Origin of the sequence: Hahella ganghwensis DSM 17046, assembly GCF_000376785.1 — a bacterium.
Classification (GTDB): domain Bacteria; phylum Pseudomonadota; class Gammaproteobacteria; order Pseudomonadales; family Oleiphilaceae; genus Hahella; species Hahella ganghwensis.
The window spans coordinates 182198-200101 of record NZ_AQXX01000144.1; the positions used below are offsets into that span (position 1 = coordinate 182198).

Sequence of the window (17904 nt, forward strand, 5' to 3'; positions counted from 1 at the left end):
GGTGTAAGTGTGCCGAGGGAGTTACTCATATCTGTTCATCACTTTGTACGGATAGAAATCCATCTCGTTTGGCCTTCTCGGATGTTTCCTTTGCCCACTTGAGAAGTTCGGCGACAGGGGCAAAGAAATCTGGGGTGATATAGGTATCCAATGCAATCTCCTGGTTAAGTCCTCGCGCCAGATCAATGTTCTGCATAATGGGAATGCCCTCTTCTTCGGCTGTTTCCCGAATTCGCTGAGCCATATAACCCTCTCCTTTAGCCACGACCATAGGAAGGTCAGTCTCATCCTTTTCATAATAAAGGGCGACCGCAATATGAGTCGGGTTGACTACAACAACGTTAGACTTCCTCACAGCAGCGAGCATGTTTTGCTGAGACCATTCCTGATGTAGTTGCTTTCTTTGACCTTTGACCTGTGGATCACCTTCGCTATCTTTATGCTCCTGCCTAATATCCCGTCGGCTCATCATCAGGTCTTTAATAAACGAGTGTCGTTGGTATCCCATATCCAGGATGCTGATAAAAAAGAAAATGAAAACTACGCTGGCGACGATAAGAACGGTGACGTCCCAATGGGCAAGGAGAGCATTCATGGGGATGTCTGACAGCGGAAGTAGCAGATATTCCGGAATGTGTAGATAGCCCAGCAGTCCGACAATAATCAATAATGCGATTGTTTTAACAAGAGCTTTGACGACTTCTATCAGGTTTTTCTGCGAAAACATTCGCTTGATTCCTTCGCCAGGGTTCAGGTGATTCATATTCGGCTTTACCTGCTTGAATGCCAGCACTGGGCCGACCTGCAGAAATTCGACAAATGTGCCTATCAGGGATGCAGCAATCAGACAGGGAAGTAGTATCAGAAGTAATACTTTACAGGATTCCGCCATTAGCTCTATCAGCATTTGATTGGTGAGATTAGGTATCGCATGAAACATCATCAAATATAAGTGAGAAATCCGATCATAGGCTATTGGAGCGGTAAAAGTGATCATCATGAGCCAGAGTAGTAGGGAAAGTGTTTTACTCAGATCCTGGCTTTTGTGTACCTGCCCCTCTTTTCGAGCATCCTTGAGCCTTTTGGCGGTAGGCTTCTCGGTTTGGTCGGCTCCTTTTTCCTGCGCCATTCCCTATCGTACTTCCTGAAATTGTTGAACCTGTGCAGGCTCACGATAATTTGATTTCACATCATCGGCTTTGGCCGGAGGCAGCGAAACAGATAAAGAAAGATTATCAGTTGATCAGGCAATGTTGAGCTAGGGTATACCCGAGTTTATGGATCGAGTAATGCTATCTACACTATAAAAAAGAAGAGATATAAAAAAACAAGAAAGAGAGCTACCTCTACCGGATAAACTAAATTCAAGACAAAACCAAAAACGTGGTCTAAGTTTACCTTTGGTTGGAAGATCTGAATTTACCGGGTTGATGAAACTTGGGTGTGGGCAGGGAATTTCAGCCGGCAACCTACAATAGAGTCATTGATGAATATCAACAGTAAGTAATTTCAGATTTATCACTATGAGTATTGAGCTTTCTCCTCCGAGTCGATTGTTGTCCGTATTGGATGCAATGAGTCCCTCGAATACACAATCGGTATCAAACACTGCTGAGAATTCTGTAGCAGACCTGGCATCACCTCAGGATCAAAGTGTTGCTTATGATTCTGGTCAACCGTCATCTGTAGATCCTGCCTCATCATTATTGACTGAAGATTTTGGCGAATCAGATTTGTCCTCCTACGCTCAAAGCGAGCTTCCTGTGGTTGACAACAATCTCGCTGCCGCTGGCCAGGCCCAGCAGTGGGTTCAGTACATTCTCTCTGCCTGGTCCTGAACCGGCAGTGCCAAACCTGCTGGATGGATGTGCAGGAGGGCTTTAAATGAATCAACACTATTTCCAGTTTCAGGCAAGCAGGCAAGAGGTGTCACTAACTGATGCCTCAACCGGTCGATGGCTTGCGATGGCAGGCAGACTGCAACAGGCTATGAGCAGTATCGTAGATCTGGATGTGCGTCTTGCCGTTTTAAATCAGTTGTCCGAACAACTGGGGAATCATGGTTATCCGGGCTTTATCAAGTTGCTGATGATCATCTCAAGAAGTACCGACTTCCCGGCCAAAAAGGCGTTGGCCGAGACACTTGCAGCTGCAGTACAGCGGGCCGACATGCCAAGTGGTGTGTTAAATGCCTGGGGGAGTTCCCAAATCGTGAATCATAGCAATATATCCTCGCCCATTAGCGCCAGCCGCTTATTGAGAAGTTATTGGGGGGAAGCACCGCAACGCGGCTTGGGGCCAATTGAGTACCTTACCGTGTGGTTTGGGCAGAAGACCCAGCGTCCATATCTGTCAGACCAAGCCTATGTGAAGGCTCTGACGGGGTTGATCTCCCTTGTCAATTGTAGCGATTATGCCCGGCAGTTATATGCAGGTAAGATTCTGTCAGATGTTGAGTCCATGACTGAGGGCGCCTATACCAGGCAGACTAAATTGCGATTGAGTCGTCTGGGGGAAAGCTGGCTGGAAAACCAGCCAGCCCTGGAGATTTCAAATGAAGTCGCCGGTATTTAATTGGATGAGAAGCGACTCTCATGAGAACAGCTTTGCCATTGCATCGAGTAAAGCCTGATTAGAGGTTAATTTTCTCAGCACGACTTCAATGATGGTTCCCAGGCTGATGACAAGTATGAAAGTTGATAGCCAGAATTTTATCGGCATGGACAATGCCAATACGTTGATTTGTTGTGCGAATCGATTGATCAGGCCCAGTGAAAGATCGACCAGCGCCAGCAACAGCATCGCGGGCAATGCAATCATGAGTGACTTCGACATAATGAATTCAAGTTCTTGAATAAATACCATTGCCCCTTTCAGCTTCAAATCGAGCAATATGTTGTGGATAGGCCACAACTTGTAGGATCCCAATAGTATATCCAGGAATATCAGGAAGCCTCCGCTGACCATAAAAAGCCATGTGGCAAACCTGGATAGCCATAAGCCCATAGGAGTTGCCTGATGTCCTTGAATGGGGTCCATCGCGTTCGCCATATTGGATCCCGTTTGAGTATCTATAATGCCACCGGCGACACTGAGGGCCCAAAATATGGAGCCGAAAAGGAATCCCATACAGGCCCCCAAGAAAATTTCCTTGAGTATAATGAACGGCCACATGACGCCAGGAATCAAACTGGGTTCTATTGTGGCAAAGGCAATCGGGTAAACCATGATCGAAAGACTGACGAACAGACTATTGCGGACCAGGGCAGGTACCGACTCCTGAGTGAGCAGAGGCAAAACCAGAAATGCCGCGCCAATTCTTGGTAAGCATAAAGCCGCGCCCAGGAGAGTCGATTCAATCAGGGCAATGGCTTCATTATAAAAAGTGACTGAATTCATGTGGTCTAGTGGGTTCTGACCAAAGCTGGAAATTCAGAGAAAATGGTATCTGCGAACTGGTAAAGAGTTTCCCCGAGGAAGCTGGCAGTTAAAAACAGCGTGATGACGATTACCGTTAGTTTCACGGTGAAAGCCAGCGTTTGTTCCTGTAGCTGAGTGACAGATTGAAGAAAAGCAACCAACAGCCCTGATACGGAAGCAGCGATGATTGGCGGTGCTGATAGCAAAAGTACCAGCCACAACGCATCCTGAGTCAGCCGGATAACATCGGAATCCATAATCTTAACCTTGCGGGATAAAGATACAAAAGGTGGTTGGCAGGATCTCTATGATCGGTGCCTCTGGTGTTGATCCGTATATCATTTCAAGTCCTTAAAGGTAAGTGATGACAAGGCCATGAACCAGTTGTGTCCAGCCACTGACAAAGACAAACAACAATAGTTTAAAAGGCAGGGACACCATGGTGGGAGACAGCATCATCATGCCCAGGCCAAGCAGTATGTTGGATACCACCAGGTCAATCACCAGGAAGGGAAGAAAGATCAGGAACCCAATCTGGAAAGCTGCGGTTAACTCGCTGACCGTGAAAGCTGGAACCACCACCAGCAAGTCCGTATCTTTGACAGACTGAGCAGCTTCTTCAGGAAGTAATCTTTTTGCGCTGCGGAAGAAGAAAGCCCGTTCAGATTCGCTGGAGTGCTTTATCAGAAAATCCTTGAGGGGATCTTTGCCCATATCCGCCAGGCTCACCATTTTCTCCAGCGACATTTTCTCATCCGGAGAGCTGTCCATTTCAGCGGTTACGATACTGTGAGTGCTCAGAATAACCGGGTACATGACATAAATGGAGAGAATCAGAGCCAGGCCATTTAAAACAACATTAGGAGGTACCTGTTGTAGACCAAGGGCGTTTCTGAGCAGTGACAGTACAACAACTATCTTGGTGAATGATGTGATCATTACGGCAACAAAGGGGGCCATCGCCACGCCTATGACCATGATAATTATGGCCCCCGGGCTTAAACTGCCAACGTCCATGACTACCCCAGTTCAGTAATGCGAATTCCAAGTTGGTCGCCTACGATAACCAATTCTCCCCGTCCAATAGGGTGTCCATTGGCCAGCAATATGGCTTCCCGGCTATGGTCTTCAGAAGGGATTTTCAGGGTATGGCCGGGTTCCAGTTGATTCAGTTCGTCAACGGATAGCGTTAATTTTCCTACCTGAACATTGATATCTATTGGCAGATCCTGGACCTTGTAGTGAGATTGCTCGTTAGTGGTTTCTGACGCACTATCCTGTGCAGTTGATGTTTGTGATGGGGATTCCGGGTTCATCGAGATGACTTCCTTAATTGTATCTTCATGGTTCTCATGTGCTGATAGATGATGGCCTTTCATCGTGGAGGTTTTCGTCAACAGACTGCAGCTGTCCCCGGCTTTCTTTAGGTTCCATAATGGTGTGTTTGAATGGGAATGAACCAATAGCAAGGTATTGAGTACATTGCTTTCCGGGCCAATCAGCATGACATCCCCAGGGCCATAGGTTTGGAGCTCCGATAGCCTCAAGGAAAAGGCATGAGTCTGTATATGAACGGGAACGGGTACCTTTTCAAGAAAGCGCTGTGATGGGAGGGAGGTTCTCTCCCACACAGGTCTTTTGGTCAGCATGGAGAGTGTCGGCAGGCATAAATTTATGATTCCATTGGTCAATTGGTTTCGGTTCTCAACCATAAACCTCAGTGGAATACTGTTCTCGGGAGGAAAGCTTTCATGAGAACTAATTTCCTCCACTTGCCATACTATGCCAGTTAACTCCTCAAGGTGATCAAGAAACTCTTTGTGTGCCAACGTAAATGCCAATGCCTGGTGACAAGGCTGAAACTGTGTCCAGTGCCGGTCGTTCACGGAGACGTTCCATTGGTCGCTATCAAGCGCAAGCCACAGGTGTTTCTCCGCGGCTCTCATTTTGATCCAGTGTCGAGGCTGTTTTCTTTCGTGTTGAAAGCGCCAGTGGGACAATTGGGAAGACACGCAAACCCTTGCGAATATACCCCTGCTGTGAAGAATATTGGTTTGCAGGATCTGAGTTTCAGGGATAGAAGGCAATTCGGGTCGTAGAGACCTGACTTCTACCGGCCCGGTATCCAGCTCTGTCTGAAATCCATTATGATCGACAGTCACGATGATCAACCTTGTCTAAAGATTTATTTAGGCATACCCAAGAGTGAGCTTGATGAGATCCTGAACATTTCTAACGCCGAGTTTGTTAGACATATTCGCGCGATGAAGCTCTACTGTTTTTATGCTGATTCCCAGGACATCCGCAATGGTTTTATTGAGCTTGCCTGCGCAAACCAATTCCAGAACCTGTCGCTCTCTTGGTGAAAGCTTTGACAGAAGATTAAATGATTCAGCGGGGTTTCTGAGGCCACTCATGGGGCTGGTCACAGCATGCCGTATTGCTTCAAACAGTTTGTTCTGATCAAAGGGCTTTTCCAGAAAATGTGCAGCACCTCTGCGCATGGCTTCAACGGCCAAAGGGATATCAGCGTGACCGCTAACCATAATGACCGGGTATTGAATCCGATGGCGCCACAATGATTCCATTAATTCAATACCGCTGCCGTCCGGCATTCTTAAGTCTGTTACGATACAGGCGCTGTCAGGACGCTGTTCCGTTTTCAGCAGAGACTCCACAAAAGTTCTTCCCGAGGCGAATTCGCTGACCTGCATGCCTTCAGCTTCCAAGGCAAAAGCTGTTGACTGGCGAAAAGGGGAGTGGTCGTCGATAAGGTATACTTGTATGGCTTCCATGAATTCGATCCTTTTGCTCGATTTGCCTACTACCACATCGTTAATTATTTAAAGCGCCTGTTGGGTCGTGTCGATTTTATAATTCGTTATTATTACTGCAGATTCTTAACGTTCTTTATTCGGCTGATGGCAAGGTGCAAACGAAGGTGCTGCCAGGTCTATCTTCGAAACTTTCGAAGTAGAGCCGGCCTCCATGTAGTTCGATAATACTGCGGCAGATAGCAAGCCCTGCACCCATGCCGTTATTCTTGGTCGAGAAAAAAGGGTTGAATACCTTGTGCTGGTACTCCTCCGATATACCGCTTCCCTCATCGGAAACTCTGAACTCGATCCTGTGATCATTGTTATAAGCGCTAGAAATTCGTAAAACCCGTCGTTCAATTGGTGTTTTATCCATGGCTTCAATCGCATTGCGTATTAAATTTGCAAAAACCTGCTCCACCATAACCTGATCAGCAACAGCGAGTGGTAGGTCTTCAGGGAAATCCATAATCACCTTGATGCGCTGGCTGTTCAGTTCGATCTGAAGCATGGACAAAGGGCGCTCAAGCAGAGATGCCGGGGAGCATTCGCTGAACTTGGGCTCTCTGGCCTGGACGAATTCGCGGATCCTGCTGATAACTTCGGCCGCCTGTAGTGCCTGTTGACTAGCCAGTTGAATAGCATCGCAAACTTGCTGTGAAGCATTTTCCCGACCAGCAATTCTGTGGGCTGTCGAAAGATAGTTATGGATGGCGCCCAGAGGCTGGTTAAGTTCGTGTGCCAGAACTGTTGCCATCTCTCCAACCGAGAGAGATCTTGCGGTTTGCAGTAGTTGTTCATGAATGGCAAGTTTTTGACGTTGTACGCTGATCTGAGCTGAGCGATCTTCGATAATCAGTAGAAATCTTTGTTCCCCGTTCATGGTATATCTGGCTCCGTTCAGTGTGTAGCTGCGGCCGGAGGATCTACTGTGGACATCCGTTGGAAAAACGATATCCCAGGGAAACGGTTGTGCTATTTCGCCGGCGGTACTCCAGTTATCCGGAATCAGACATTGAAAATCATCGAGAAGTAACGGGAGTGAACTCAGCAGTTGATTGTCTGGAAGAAGAGCCTGATAAGTCGGATTCGACGCCAGTAAACGGCCTTCTGAGTTGAATATGGCTCCGGGTAGGGAAAGTGAGTGGATCAGGACTTGATCAAAGTTACTTGTTGCCTGGCTGGCTGATTGTGTCTCTTTTTCGTGAAATGTTTTTTGTGCTGGTGTATCGAGCATGATTCCCTACCGCCCCGTGACTGACAAAAAGGTTGTTTGTGCGATTGTCTGCCTTGCTGAGGCTTGTATCGCTGTTAATCAGTTTGTTGTTAAAGCTGTTGAAATACTTCCTTATCACAGCGGTGAAAAGCTATAAAACCTAACACTCTTTTAAATATTTCAAAAATAGGTTGAATCACTTATATTTCACTTTCGTCAAAATTCATCTGCAAGGATGTATTTGAATGCTTTTTTACATGTAAATTATCACATGTAAAGTGATAATTTATTGGGAAACTATATGACTGGAATCGCGTTCAAATAATCTACTTTGGAAAGATGAATTCCCTTCCTTTCGACGTGCTGCAATACAATAAATCGCGATAGTATGTCATTCTATTGGTCATAAGGACTATGCCTTGGGCTATGCCCTACCTACTTCTCGAGTCTTGGAACACGGGGCTTACGAGTGAGCTGGAACTATTTTGCGATGTACGTGAAAAATGAGATTTGTTGGGAATCAATGGATTGGTGTCAAACAGATAGGTGGCGTCACTAGCGAATTATCATCAACTAGGTAAAACCCTAGGTTTAGAAAAATCAAATATGTGATATTTCTAAATAATACATACTGATGCTCGGATAGGAATCATCCGTTTGGAAGGTTTAAATTCAAGCGAACTGTACTCAGAACCAAGCCTTCTGGATATGGATAACTTTGGTGTTCCTGAGAATGCGAGTAACAGTACGTAGTTAAATTAAAACGTTATTGAGTATAGCCGCAATTTTCAAATGCACTAGAGGTTTGTATTCAAGGATTGGAGCGAAATTTCCATGGGGGTTGAAACGTCGGTACGGGCAGGAAATGGATTACGCTCGGCAGTTCTGAACGGTCAGTACAGTGACTTTGTACTGGCATTCGGGGTTGTCGCCATTGTTGGTCTGATGATCCTCCCGCTTCCATTGGTCGTTATAGATATCCTGGTGGCTGTCAATATCCTGATCGCCGTCGGATTGCTGTTGTTGTCGATATATGTGCCGTCCCCACTGGCATTTGCAAGCTTTCCCAGTGTCATACTTTTAAGCACATTATTCAGGCTGTCGCTGTCTATCGCAATTACACGATTGATACTGCTGGAGGCTGATGCGGGAGACATCATTGAGACATTTGGACGTATGGTTGTCGGAGGCAATCTCGTCGTCGGCATCGTCGTCTTTATCATTATCACTGTCGTACAGTTCATCGTTATCGCCAAAGGCGCAGAAAGAGTGGCGGAAGTCGCTGCGAGATTTACTTTGGATGCTATGCCGGGCAAGCAATTGTCAATTGATTCAGATCTTCGGGCCGGGCTGATCGACAAAGAGGATGCCAAGGCAAAGCGTCGAACACTGGAAAAAGAAAGTCAGCTACATGGCTCTCTTGATGGCGCCATGAAATTTGTCAAAGGCGATGCGATTGCGGGTATCGTCATTTTGATTGTCAATATTCTTGGCGGACTGACTGTAGGTGTGATTCAAAATGACCTGTCTTTTGGAGAGGCTGTTCACACATATAGCGTGTTAACGATAGGTGACGGACTTGTCTCACAGGTTCCTGCGCTCCTTACCTCCATTGCAGCTGGCTTGATCATCACCAGAACCGGGGGTGATGAATCTGAACGTCACCTTGGTTCTGCGATTGGAAAACAGTTTGGAGCATTTCCACGGGTTTTTCTGATTGGCGGTCTGCTTTCGTTGCTGCTAACGCTGGTGCCAGGGTTTCCGTGGCCAGTGTTTCTGGTATTGGGACTAACCCTGCTGATATGGACTACCTGGAAGAATCCCAACCCGCTTGTTCTCCGGTGGTTTCCCAAACTCTATGCGGGGACGACGGATGACAATGCCACCTCTGCGGAAGATCTTGAGCCACGGGTATTAGAGCCACTGGCTCCAGTGTCTTTGCAGGTCTCTACGGACCTTATTCAGTCTTTGGGTGATAAGGTCATGTTGTCCACATTGAATGGGGTCATCGGAGATCTGCGTGATGCTTTTGGCGTCCCCATTCCTGCAGGAGTGGTGAAGGAAAGTCTCATATTGCCGGAAGGTACATACCAACTTGAATCATACGGTGTCAGGCTGGCTCGTGGTTGCCTGCAGCAGGAAAGCTTCTATGCGCTGGAGCATGGGGCATTGAGTATACCGGGACGGTTGTTGATCGATTCCGGCAGTGAAGAAAATTCCTCATCGCATGCAAATCAACTACAGGGCAAGGGCATCCAGTTCATCCCTGAAATGCCGGGACGCTGGCAAGCAGAGGAAAAACAAAAGTCCGATCAGTATCGAATATTAACCCCAATTGAGTTGCTGTCCATGCACACGCGAATGGCCCTGATTCGCCATTTACCAGCGTTTATGGGAATTCAGGAAGCATCCAATATGGTTAATCACTGGGCTCTCACATATCCCGATCTGATTAAGGAAACTTTGCGGGTTGTTCCTCCCCAGAGATTGACTGAAATCCTGAAGAGACTCTTGAAAGAAGGGGTTTCAATCAGGAATTTACGAGATGTATTCGAATCCATCGCTGATGCGGGTACGCGTGAAAAAGACCTTGTTTTGTTGACAGAACTGGTGCGGCAGGGGCTGAAGCAACAGATCAGTAATAGTTATGCAGATGATCAACATCAATTAAGAGCAGTGCTGGTACATCCTGACCTTGAAGACCAGGTCAGGCAGGTCGCCAGAAATGTACAGGCAGGGCAGCCAGTCAGTCTGTCCCCGGATACTTACAGCCAAATCTCTGAGCAGTTGAAGAATTTTTTAAATCAGGGAGATCAACACCTCAAACCTCTTGTACTGCTCTGTAATGCAGATGTCAGACGTCATATTCGCCAACAATTGGAAGATGATTTTTATCTCCTGCCGGTGCTTGCCTATCAGGAACTGGTTGGAAACGTTCAAATTTTACCTCTGGGGCACCTGAGTCAATGAAGTCACGAGAGCTTCTCCACCGTGTCGCTTTCACCAGCGATAATGTCTTTAAAATCCTGGCAATCTTGGTGGGGTTGTTAATGTCTGCTTTTGTCGTGGCTAAGCCTTTACCGTTCCTGAAATCAGAAGACACGACCTACCAGCTTAAAGATGACCCGTTGGTAGAATTTTTGCAGACGTTTTTAGGGGACCAGGGGTTACGAAGTGTATTGAGCGAAGAGCTGCAAAAGGATGCGCGAACGTTAAACGGGTTGCGTCGTGGACAACCGCAGAAAATTTACAGCAGTATCATAAATTCCAATGGGTTAGTGAGTTACTACGACGGCCTGACGGTATATATCTACAAAGCAGAGGAAATGCGCAGGGAGTTTCTGGTTGTTCCAGTGGAAAACGCCCGAATGTTGCAGCGGGTAATGGGACGTATGCATCTGAGCGACAGCGAAAACTATACTCGTGTGGACTCTGAAACGGGTCTGGTCGAAATATCTGGTGTTCCCCGTTATGTATCTCAAGTTCAGCGCCTGGTAGGGGTTGTGGCTGAAAGGGATACTTCGGAAGATATGGCTTTTCACTACTTCCCTTTAAAGTATGCCTGGGCCAATGACAGAACTTTCACCGTTGGTAATCAGCAGGTACAAGTGCCGGGAGTAGCTTCCATTCTCCAGCAGGCAGTATATGGGGGAGGTGTCGGGCAGACTTTTGGAAGAGGACAGGAAAGGACCCTGCCTTCCAGGGCCACCTCCGTTAAAGGCAGAGGGCTGGCATCTAAAGGAGCTCAGGAAAAAGGAGCAAGAATACTCACCCTGCAGGACGGCAAAGACTACGCCGTTATGGAGTCAGAAAGAAGTCAGCAGGGGGACAACAGTCTGATGGGCTTTTCGTATGACATTGGCAGTGGGCCGGGCATTGTCGCAGATACTCAACATAACGCCATCATTGTGCGTGATTACCCTGATCGAATTCCGCTCTACAAAGAGCTGATCACTGCACTGGATATACCTTCTCAGATTATCGAAATAGAGGCGACCATCATTGATGTCGATACCAATAAGTTGCGAGAACTTGGTGTGGAATGGCGTTATGCGGATGATGAAAGTAGCGGCGAAGTGATGTTTGGCGGTCGTGGAACCAAAGCTGACTTTGTCGATACTCTGACTGGTGGGTCTGTGCAATTACTGGATCAGATTCCAGGATTCCAGATTGGTGCAATTGTGGGTGATAAAAGCCAGTTTATTACGCGTGTTAATGCGCTGCAGAGGGAGGGGGTCGTCTCGGTAAGTTCGCGCCCTAAAGTGGCAACACTGAACGATATGGAAGCAGTGATAGAGAGCAGTCGCTCTCTCTACGTGCCGGTAGAGGGGGCGTATGAAGTTGATCTATTCCAGGTCTTTTCAGGAACCGTTCTTCGGGTTACTCCCCACGTCATCGAAACAGACGAACATACTCAGATTCGCCTCATCGTCGCAGTGGAAGATGGTAATGTCGATATGTTGGAGGAATCTGAGATGCCAGTAACGACCCGACATGCGGTGACGACTCAGGCCGTGATCAATGCAGGTTATAGTCTGTTGTTGGGAGGGCTGGTGCGCGAGGAAGAAACATCATCAGTCAGTAAAGTTCCGCTCTTAGGCGATATTCCTGTACTGGGCAGGTTATTCAGATCTGAATCGAAGAGACGTCAGAGCGCTGAGCGTTTATTCCTGATATCACCAAGAATCAAATTGCCGGATGGCTCCGAAGATATGTTGTCGCGACTAAGTGACACCAAGTCAGGCGCGGGCAGAAAAAATACCGGTCGATGGCCTGAAAGCAATAAATGCCAGGGAGATTGTCGTGAAGAACTCGGAAGCGATAGCCTCCTCGTATTCTGACTCTGAAGCCCCAACCTCTGTTATTGATGAGGCATGGGATATCGTTTCCAGAAGAGAAGGCGATGAACACAGAAGTGTTAAAAAAACTTCTGAAGCTTTTTCCGTAAATCAGAGCATTGTTGAAGAGCCCATTTATCCTGAATCAGATTATGCCTTGTGGCCGTTGACTGCAGAAGAAGGGATCGGAGAAGGTCTGATCAGAATAAAAAAAGGCCTTCATGAACGAGCAGAGCATGTCTGTCAGTGTCAGGATATGGTGATGATTGGCTCTGGTACCGATTGTGACCTAGTGCTGGCTGATCCACAGGTTGCGCGACACCACTGTCTGGTCGTGTTTGGTCGTGACGGATACTCAGTCAGAGCACTTGATGCCCCGGTAGAATTGCCCGACCAGACGATAGCCCCAGGAGAGCAGATCACTATATCGACAGGTGTCACGTTGGCTCTGGCCGACGTATCCCTTGAGCTTGTGGCTGAAATTGGGGCTCAGACAAAAGCCTCTGTTAAAGCACGTTGGGTAGTCTGGTTAGCGGTAGTGATTGCTGTGTTCACATTGATGGCGGGCCAACGGTTTTTAGCGCCTTATTTAAGTTCCAATCATGCTTTGTCTGCGGCGGGTGCTAAAGACGAACTGAAGATGATTGAGTCATTGCCTGCTCCTTCAATGGGCTCGCCAAATACGGAGAAGCGTGTTAACAAACTAGCTGACCAGGTGAGTGAAATTCTTCGTTTGTCAGGCATTAGTGCACAGGCAACGGAATTGGGAGCAGGGCGTGTAGAAGTAACAGGTGTGTTCGCGGATAGTCGGAAACTTGAGAATGCTATCCACTCGCGAGCCATGCAGGACATTGACGGACTGCAACAGGTCGTCGTTCGCAATCAGTTAGAGCCTGAAATTCAGCAGCCCACATTTACGGACGATAAGGAAATCGCCAGGGTGATTACCGGTAGTGATCCTTATGTTGTCACCCGGGATAATGCCCGATATTACCCGGGAGCAGAACTCAAAGATGGAAGACATATCGACCAAATCAAACCTGAAGGAGTTGTAGTGACGACTGTAGAAGGGGGGAAAAAACTCTTGGAGCCGGGAACGCTTCTGTACTGATGAATCTGTTATTTCAGGACATATAAAAAATAAGCAGAGCCTGCCTGAACGGGCCACAAAACCAACCTCGAACAAGGAAATATCTATGACTAATATAGTTGCTACAAATGATCTTACCCAAGCCACGTTAACGGCTAATTCTGGTTCTACTTCCACTCAGGCATCAGACCTGGGTAGTTGGTATGAAGCGATGGCACAGGCCTGGGGAAATGCATTGGATAACCAGGCCGATAGAGTGACAACACTTTCTGAACAAGTTGGTGAAAATGGGCAGGATAACCCTTCCACTATCACGCAATTGACCGCAGAAAGCCTGCGTATGCAATTTCTCTCGAATAACGCATCGACCGCTACGACCAGTGTCGGTCAGGCATTGGAAGCGTTGGCTCGTAAATAACATCTAAAGGAACCGGCTTCTTGAGTCGCATACCTGCTGCTGGATGGCAGCGGAGATGTGTTCGTTTCAGGAGGAGAGTGACGTTTGGCCCAGTGCCCTGTTTATTCAAAGCCTGGGTTTGTGTCTCATAAAGGAGAGATGTGAATGGTCGATGCAGTATCTACCCAAGTATTTGATATGGCGGTAACAGCAGATGCGGGAACTTCAATGTCGCCCCAGCAAACGCAGGTGTTTGATGTTGCCAACTTTGAGGCCGGCATGAACCCTCAACAGGCGTCACCTGAGCAGGTTGCTCCGGTTGAGTCAGGTAGTGAGAGTGGCTTTAAGGCGGCGATAAGAGTGCTCGACTCACTTAATGGAGAGGTCGCGGCTATTGGTGGGGATGCGCGGAGCATCCTTTCCAATACGGACCAGATGACACCGGGTGCCATGATTGAACTCACTATGAAAGCACATCATTTTTTGTTTCAGAGTGAGCTGACCGCAAATATAGCTAATAAGACTTCCGAGGGAGTCCAGCAGCTATTCAGGCAGCAATCCTAGGAATTGATAATGGATATTTGTGGAAGCAGATACCGGGCAGTCTTTCTAACTCTATTGTTATTGCTGACCGGTTGTGAGCAGTCACCACTTTATAGCTCCCTGACTGAACAGCAGGCCAATGAGGTGGAAGCAGCCTTATTACAGGCAGAGATCGATGCTGCCAAAGTTCGTGCAGAGAACGGAGAGGATTGGGCAATTAAGGTCTCGCGAGATCAATTACCCCAGGCGATGGCTGTTTTGCGCGAACAAGGGCTGCCTCGGGTCGATAGCTTGTCTATGGGTGACATTTTCAGGAAGGAAGGATTTGTATCTTCCCCGGTGGAAGAGAGGGCGAGATATCTATATGCCTTGTCCCAGGAGTTGTCAGCCACTTTGATGGAAATTGATGGGGTAGTTTCAGCTCGGGTACATGTTGCTCTGCCACAGCACGGACTGCTCGATGAGGAAAGAGATTCTGCATCCGTATCCGTCGTGATCATTCAACAACCATCGGTGGATCTTAGTATTCACGAAACCGATATTAAAGCCATTATTACAGATGGTGTTGAGGGCGTTGACGATGTTAACCGTGTCACTGTGAAGTTCTTTACAAGACATGGCTATGGTAGTTCCCGAGCAGCGGCCGCACAGATGACAGCCCAAGGGGCCTATCGGAATGACTCCTGAAGATGAAGGCTGTGAGGAAATAGGATTGGGGTCTGGGTTGGTTCGGCAGGCGATAGGTGATACTGCCGTGGAGTGGATGGCTCCTCGGTCAGAGGATTCGTCGGATCAATTTCCAGCTGAGTTATTCAGACTAGCCTGTGAGGATCGGCGCGGGAGAAACTTTCTTCGCCACCTTATTGCCAGGAATTTACCGGGCGATCTTAAAGAACCGTTTGCCTACCCGGTAGGGAAGGAGGCAGGCAGTGAGGTGAATGAGGAAGAGGCATAACGGCTCGAGTTGTTGAAATGGTTAAGCCTACCTGCAGAGGTATTAAGGCCGGCCCTTATCCGGATTGGAGGGACGGTGGTGGCGCCTCTGGTACGTGACCAGATTCAGAGGCAGGCATCTATTTTATGGCGCTGCGTGCTCGGAGAAGACGGTTATGCGGCAACGCTCATGAAGCGGCGGGATTTGGCCGTTGGAACGTTATTAAAGAGTGTCGACTCTGATGTGATATCCCGAATAGTACGTTTGTGTGAGCCAGCCAGAGGATCATGTCCGGAAGAGGTTAAAGCACAAGTATTAATTCTCGGGACGCATGAACTATGGCGCTATACAGAGAAAAGAGCACCTGAATTGAGAGATCGTGTCATGTTGATGGTGCTACCTAAAGAGTTTGATTTTCAATATCGTGCCCAGCTTGATCATTACGAAGTGGGGGAGATATTGGCCTTATGTATTAACGCGGCTAACGATAGTGGCGCATCACCAAGTGATGAATTGGTGGGGCTCCAGGAGAGTTGATCATTGGCTTTGGAAAGTGAATCGACAGCCCGCACTGGATTTCTGTCTTTCATACTGGCTTCGGTTTTAGGTGTTAAAAGTGATCAGATTGATTGAAAGTGGAATGTGGCAGGTGAATGCCCAGGGAAGGAGGATTCCGGCTGGTGAATCGGAATCCATTCTACAGGCTTGTGAATATCTTCAGTTTGCCAAGAGTGTGCATGCAGACTCTATGGAAGAAGCAGAAAGAATCAAACGGGAAGCATATAGAGAAGGGTTCCAGTCTGGTCTTGAGCAATCCCGTACTGATGTTTATAAGGAAGTTTTGGAAGCCAAAAACCGTATCCGAAAACAGGCCATAGACCAGGAGCAGCAGGTCATGAAACTGTCCCTGACTATTGTCCGGAAAATTCTTCCGCGATTATCTTCTGAAGAAGTGTTGAAGTCGTTGTTACAGGAGGCATTGGCTGAACTTCAGAATGAGCGTCAGTTGCAGATATTTGTGCGCCCGGATCTGGTGGAGTTTGCGGAAAGCTGGTTGCAACAATGGCGAAAGGAGCACCCTGATATATTACGGATGGATATTGTCGGGGATCCGGAGTTGGGAGCTTTTGGGTGCCGGGTCGAAACTGAGCTTGGGACCCTGGTGGCGGATCCGATGCGAGATATTCAGGAGCTGGCAGAGAAAGTAGATCATGGATACTGAGTTTCCACTACTGGATGAGCTGCGTCGAAAAAAGGTTGTACGCAAAGTCGGAAAAGTCGCAGAAGCTTTTGGCACTTTGTTAAAAGTGACAGGAATTGACGCCAGAATTGGTGATATCTGCAACTTGGTTGATCCGGAGAGCCAGCATTCGCTTAAAGCTGAAGTGGTCGGGATACAAGGGGGGCAATTATTGCTGGCGCCCATGGGCGTCATGGAAGGAGTGTCCACGCGCATGCAGGTACATCCCTCCAACCAGGGAAACTGGGTCAGTGTCGATAATCAAATGCTGGGGAGGGTGGTCGATGCCTATGGGCGGCCGCTTGACGGGAAGGGCGATCTGGTATGTGAGCATCAGGTACCGGTGTATCGTGAGTCTCCTGACCCGGTAAATCGATTGCCAGTCACCCAGCCGCTGGCTACAGGCGTTAGAGCGCTCGATTGCCTTCTTACAACAGGGTTGGGGCAGCGCGTTGGAATTTTTGCTGTAGCTGGAGGTGGAAAGAGCACCTTGCTTGGCATGCTCGCCAGAGGAGCTGCTTCGGATGTGAATGTCATCGTGCTGGTGGGAGAGAGAGGGCGCGAAGTTCGGGAATTCATGGAAGACAGTCTTGGCGAAGAAGGTCTGAAACGATCGGTCGTCGTGGTAGCAACCTCTGACAGGCCTGCACTGGAGAGGGCCAGGGCGGCGTGCGTAGGAACAGCTCTGGCCGAGTACTTTCGGGATCAAGGCAAGAAAGTGATGTTGATGATGGATTCAGTTACCCGCTATGCAAGGGCTTTGAGGGATGTTGGACTGTCACTTGGCGAGCCTCCGGTCAGGCGTGGATTTACTCCCTCGGTGTTTTCCATGTTACCGCGATTGTTTGAAAGGGCTGGTAACAACGATAGGGGATATATTACTGCCTACTACACTGTGTTGCAGGAGGAAGAGCAGGAAGGTGAAGATCCAATATCTGAAGAAGTTCGCTCGTTATTGGATGGGCATATTCTGTTGTCCCGGAAGCTTGCTGCAGCTGCTCATTATCCAGCGATTGATGTCATGACCAGTGCAAGTCGGGTATTCGAAAGAGTTACCTCCCGTGAGCATCAGGAACATGCCAGGAAATTACGCAAACTCATGGCCAAGTACCAGGAAGTTGAATGGCTGATTCAGTTAGGGGAATACAAAGCTGGAGCCGATGCTGAGGCAGACGAGGCGATTGCGCGAAGAGATGCCATTCGAGAACTTTTACAACAGCCGTCCGATGTCTGTCACCCTTTTGAAGAAACGCTGCTAAAGATGCGTCATATCCTGGAGTGAGTTTTCCCGAGAGGCAATATCAGGTTAGAGGTTGTTAGAGATGGAAGCTGTCTAAGGTGGTGAATGCCGGGGCATCAATATCCGAAACAGCTGCCGAAAGGGGTGATTGGTTCTTTACAGAGAGAGTT

General features: G+C 48.0%; 20 protein-coding genes. 13 read left to right on the plus strand and 7 right to left on the minus strand.

Features of this window, described 5'->3' with window-relative positions; translation table 11 throughout:
• Positions 1-25: 25 nt before the first annotated feature.
• Complete coding sequence (sctU, locus tag F566_RS34605; RefSeq protein WP_020410913.1) at positions 26-1129, minus strand: type III secretion system export apparatus subunit SctU; 1104 nt, start codon at positions 1127-1129, stop codon at positions 26-28.
• A gap of 394 nt (positions 1130-1523) precedes the next feature.
• Between sctU and F566_RS0130770 the strand changes: the two genes are divergently transcribed.
• Positions 1524-1838 carry a hypothetical protein gene (locus tag F566_RS0130770; RefSeq protein WP_020410914.1) on the plus strand — a complete coding sequence of 105 codons (315 nt, stop codon included), beginning with the start codon at positions 1524-1526 and terminating at the stop codon, positions 1836-1838.
• 46 nt (positions 1839-1884) lie between these two features.
• Positions 1885-2574, plus strand: coding sequence for a hypothetical protein (locus F566_RS0130775; RefSeq protein WP_020410915.1), 690 nt, complete (start codon positions 1885-1887; stop codon positions 2572-2574).
• An 18-nt stretch (positions 2575-2592) separates the two neighbouring features.
• Here the strand turns inward: F566_RS0130775 and sctT are convergent, their stop codons facing one another.
• The 6 genes from sctT to F566_RS35955 form a co-directional block, all read right to left on the minus strand.
• Positions 2593-3399: a type III secretion system export apparatus subunit SctT gene (gene sctT, locus F566_RS0130780; protein ID WP_020410916.1), complete on the minus strand. Its 807-nt coding sequence runs from the start codon at positions 3397-3399 to the stop codon at positions 2593-2595.
• Between the two features lie 5 nt (positions 3400-3404).
• Positions 3405-3677, minus strand: coding sequence for a type III secretion system export apparatus subunit SctS (gene sctS / locus F566_RS0130785; RefSeq protein WP_020410917.1), 273 nt, complete (start codon positions 3675-3677; stop codon positions 3405-3407).
• A gap of 94 nt (positions 3678-3771) precedes the next feature.
• Positions 3772-4437: a type III secretion system export apparatus subunit SctR gene (gene sctR, locus F566_RS0130790; RefSeq protein ID WP_020410918.1), complete on the minus strand. Its 666-nt coding sequence runs from the start codon at positions 4435-4437 to the stop codon at positions 3772-3774.
• Positions 4438-4439: 2 nt separating this feature from the next.
• Positions 4440-5582 carry a type III secretion system cytoplasmic ring protein SctQ gene (sctQ, locus tag F566_RS0130795; protein WP_020410919.1) on the minus strand — a complete coding sequence of 381 codons (1143 nt, stop codon included), beginning with the start codon at positions 5580-5582 and terminating at the stop codon, positions 4440-4442.
• 27 nt (positions 5583-5609) lie between these two features.
• Entirely contained in the window at positions 5610-6215 is a 606-nt protein-coding gene (locus F566_RS0130800) for a response regulator transcription factor (protein WP_020410920.1), read from the minus strand.
• A gap of 115 nt (positions 6216-6330) precedes the next feature.
• Positions 6331-7473, minus strand: coding sequence for a sensor histidine kinase (locus F566_RS35955; RefSeq protein WP_020410921.1), 1143 nt, complete (start codon positions 7471-7473; stop codon positions 6331-6333).
• Between F566_RS35955 and F566_RS37110 the strand changes: the two genes are divergently transcribed.
• From F566_RS37110 to F566_RS0130860, 11 genes are all read left to right on the plus strand, one after another.
• Positions 7472-7609 carry a hypothetical protein gene (locus tag F566_RS37110; RefSeq protein WP_020410922.1) on the plus strand — a complete coding sequence of 46 codons (138 nt, stop codon included), beginning with the start codon at positions 7472-7474 and terminating at the stop codon, positions 7607-7609. The two genes, F566_RS35955 and F566_RS37110, sit on opposite strands and share 2 nt — an antisense overlap.
• Positions 7610-8286: 677 nt before the next feature.
• The gene (gene sctV / locus F566_RS0130815; RefSeq protein ID WP_020410923.1) at positions 8287-10422 is read left to right on the plus strand and encodes a type III secretion system export apparatus subunit SctV; all 2136 of its coding nucleotides are present in this window, start codon (positions 8287-8289) and stop codon (positions 10420-10422) included.
• Complete coding sequence (sctC, locus tag F566_RS0130820) at positions 10419-12293, plus strand: type III secretion system outer membrane ring subunit SctC (protein ID WP_020410924.1); 1875 nt, start codon at positions 10419-10421, stop codon at positions 12291-12293. The genes sctV and sctC overlap by 4 nt, the downstream gene beginning before the upstream one ends.
• A complete protein-coding gene (locus F566_RS0130825; protein ID WP_020410925.1) occupies positions 12256-13401 on the plus strand; it encodes a SctD/MshK family protein in 1146 nt (381 codons plus the stop codon). Before sctC ends, F566_RS0130825 begins: the two co-directional genes overlap by 38 nt.
• A gap of 85 nt (positions 13402-13486) precedes the next feature.
• Complete coding sequence (locus tag F566_RS0130830) at positions 13487-13798, plus strand: hypothetical protein (RefSeq protein ID WP_020410926.1); 312 nt, start codon at positions 13487-13489, stop codon at positions 13796-13798.
• Between the two features lie 144 nt (positions 13799-13942).
• A complete protein-coding gene (locus tag F566_RS35960) occupies positions 13943-14341 on the plus strand; it encodes a hypothetical protein (protein WP_020410927.1) in 399 nt (132 codons plus the stop codon).
• Positions 14342-14350: 9 nt separating this feature from the next.
• Positions 14351-15007: a type III secretion system inner membrane ring lipoprotein SctJ gene (gene sctJ / locus F566_RS0130840; protein ID WP_020410928.1), complete on the plus strand. Its 657-nt coding sequence runs from the start codon at positions 14351-14353 to the stop codon at positions 15005-15007.
• Entirely contained in the window at positions 14997-15275 is a 279-nt protein-coding gene (locus F566_RS0130845) for a hypothetical protein (protein ID WP_020410929.1), read from the plus strand. Before sctJ ends, F566_RS0130845 begins: the two co-directional genes overlap by 11 nt.
• 78 nt (positions 15276-15353) lie before the next feature.
• Positions 15354-15791, plus strand: coding sequence for a hypothetical protein (locus F566_RS0130850; RefSeq protein WP_033417093.1), 438 nt, complete (start codon positions 15354-15356; stop codon positions 15789-15791).
• A gap of 79 nt (positions 15792-15870) precedes the next feature.
• Positions 15871-16476: a FliH/SctL family protein gene (locus F566_RS0130855; RefSeq protein ID WP_020410931.1), complete on the plus strand. Its 606-nt coding sequence runs from the start codon at positions 15871-15873 to the stop codon at positions 16474-16476.
• Entirely contained in the window at positions 16466-17776 is a 1311-nt protein-coding gene (locus F566_RS0130860) for a FliI/YscN family ATPase (protein WP_020410932.1), read from the plus strand. The genes F566_RS0130855 and F566_RS0130860 overlap by 11 nt, the downstream gene beginning before the upstream one ends.
• The last annotated feature ends 128 nt before the right edge of the window (positions 17777-17904 follow it).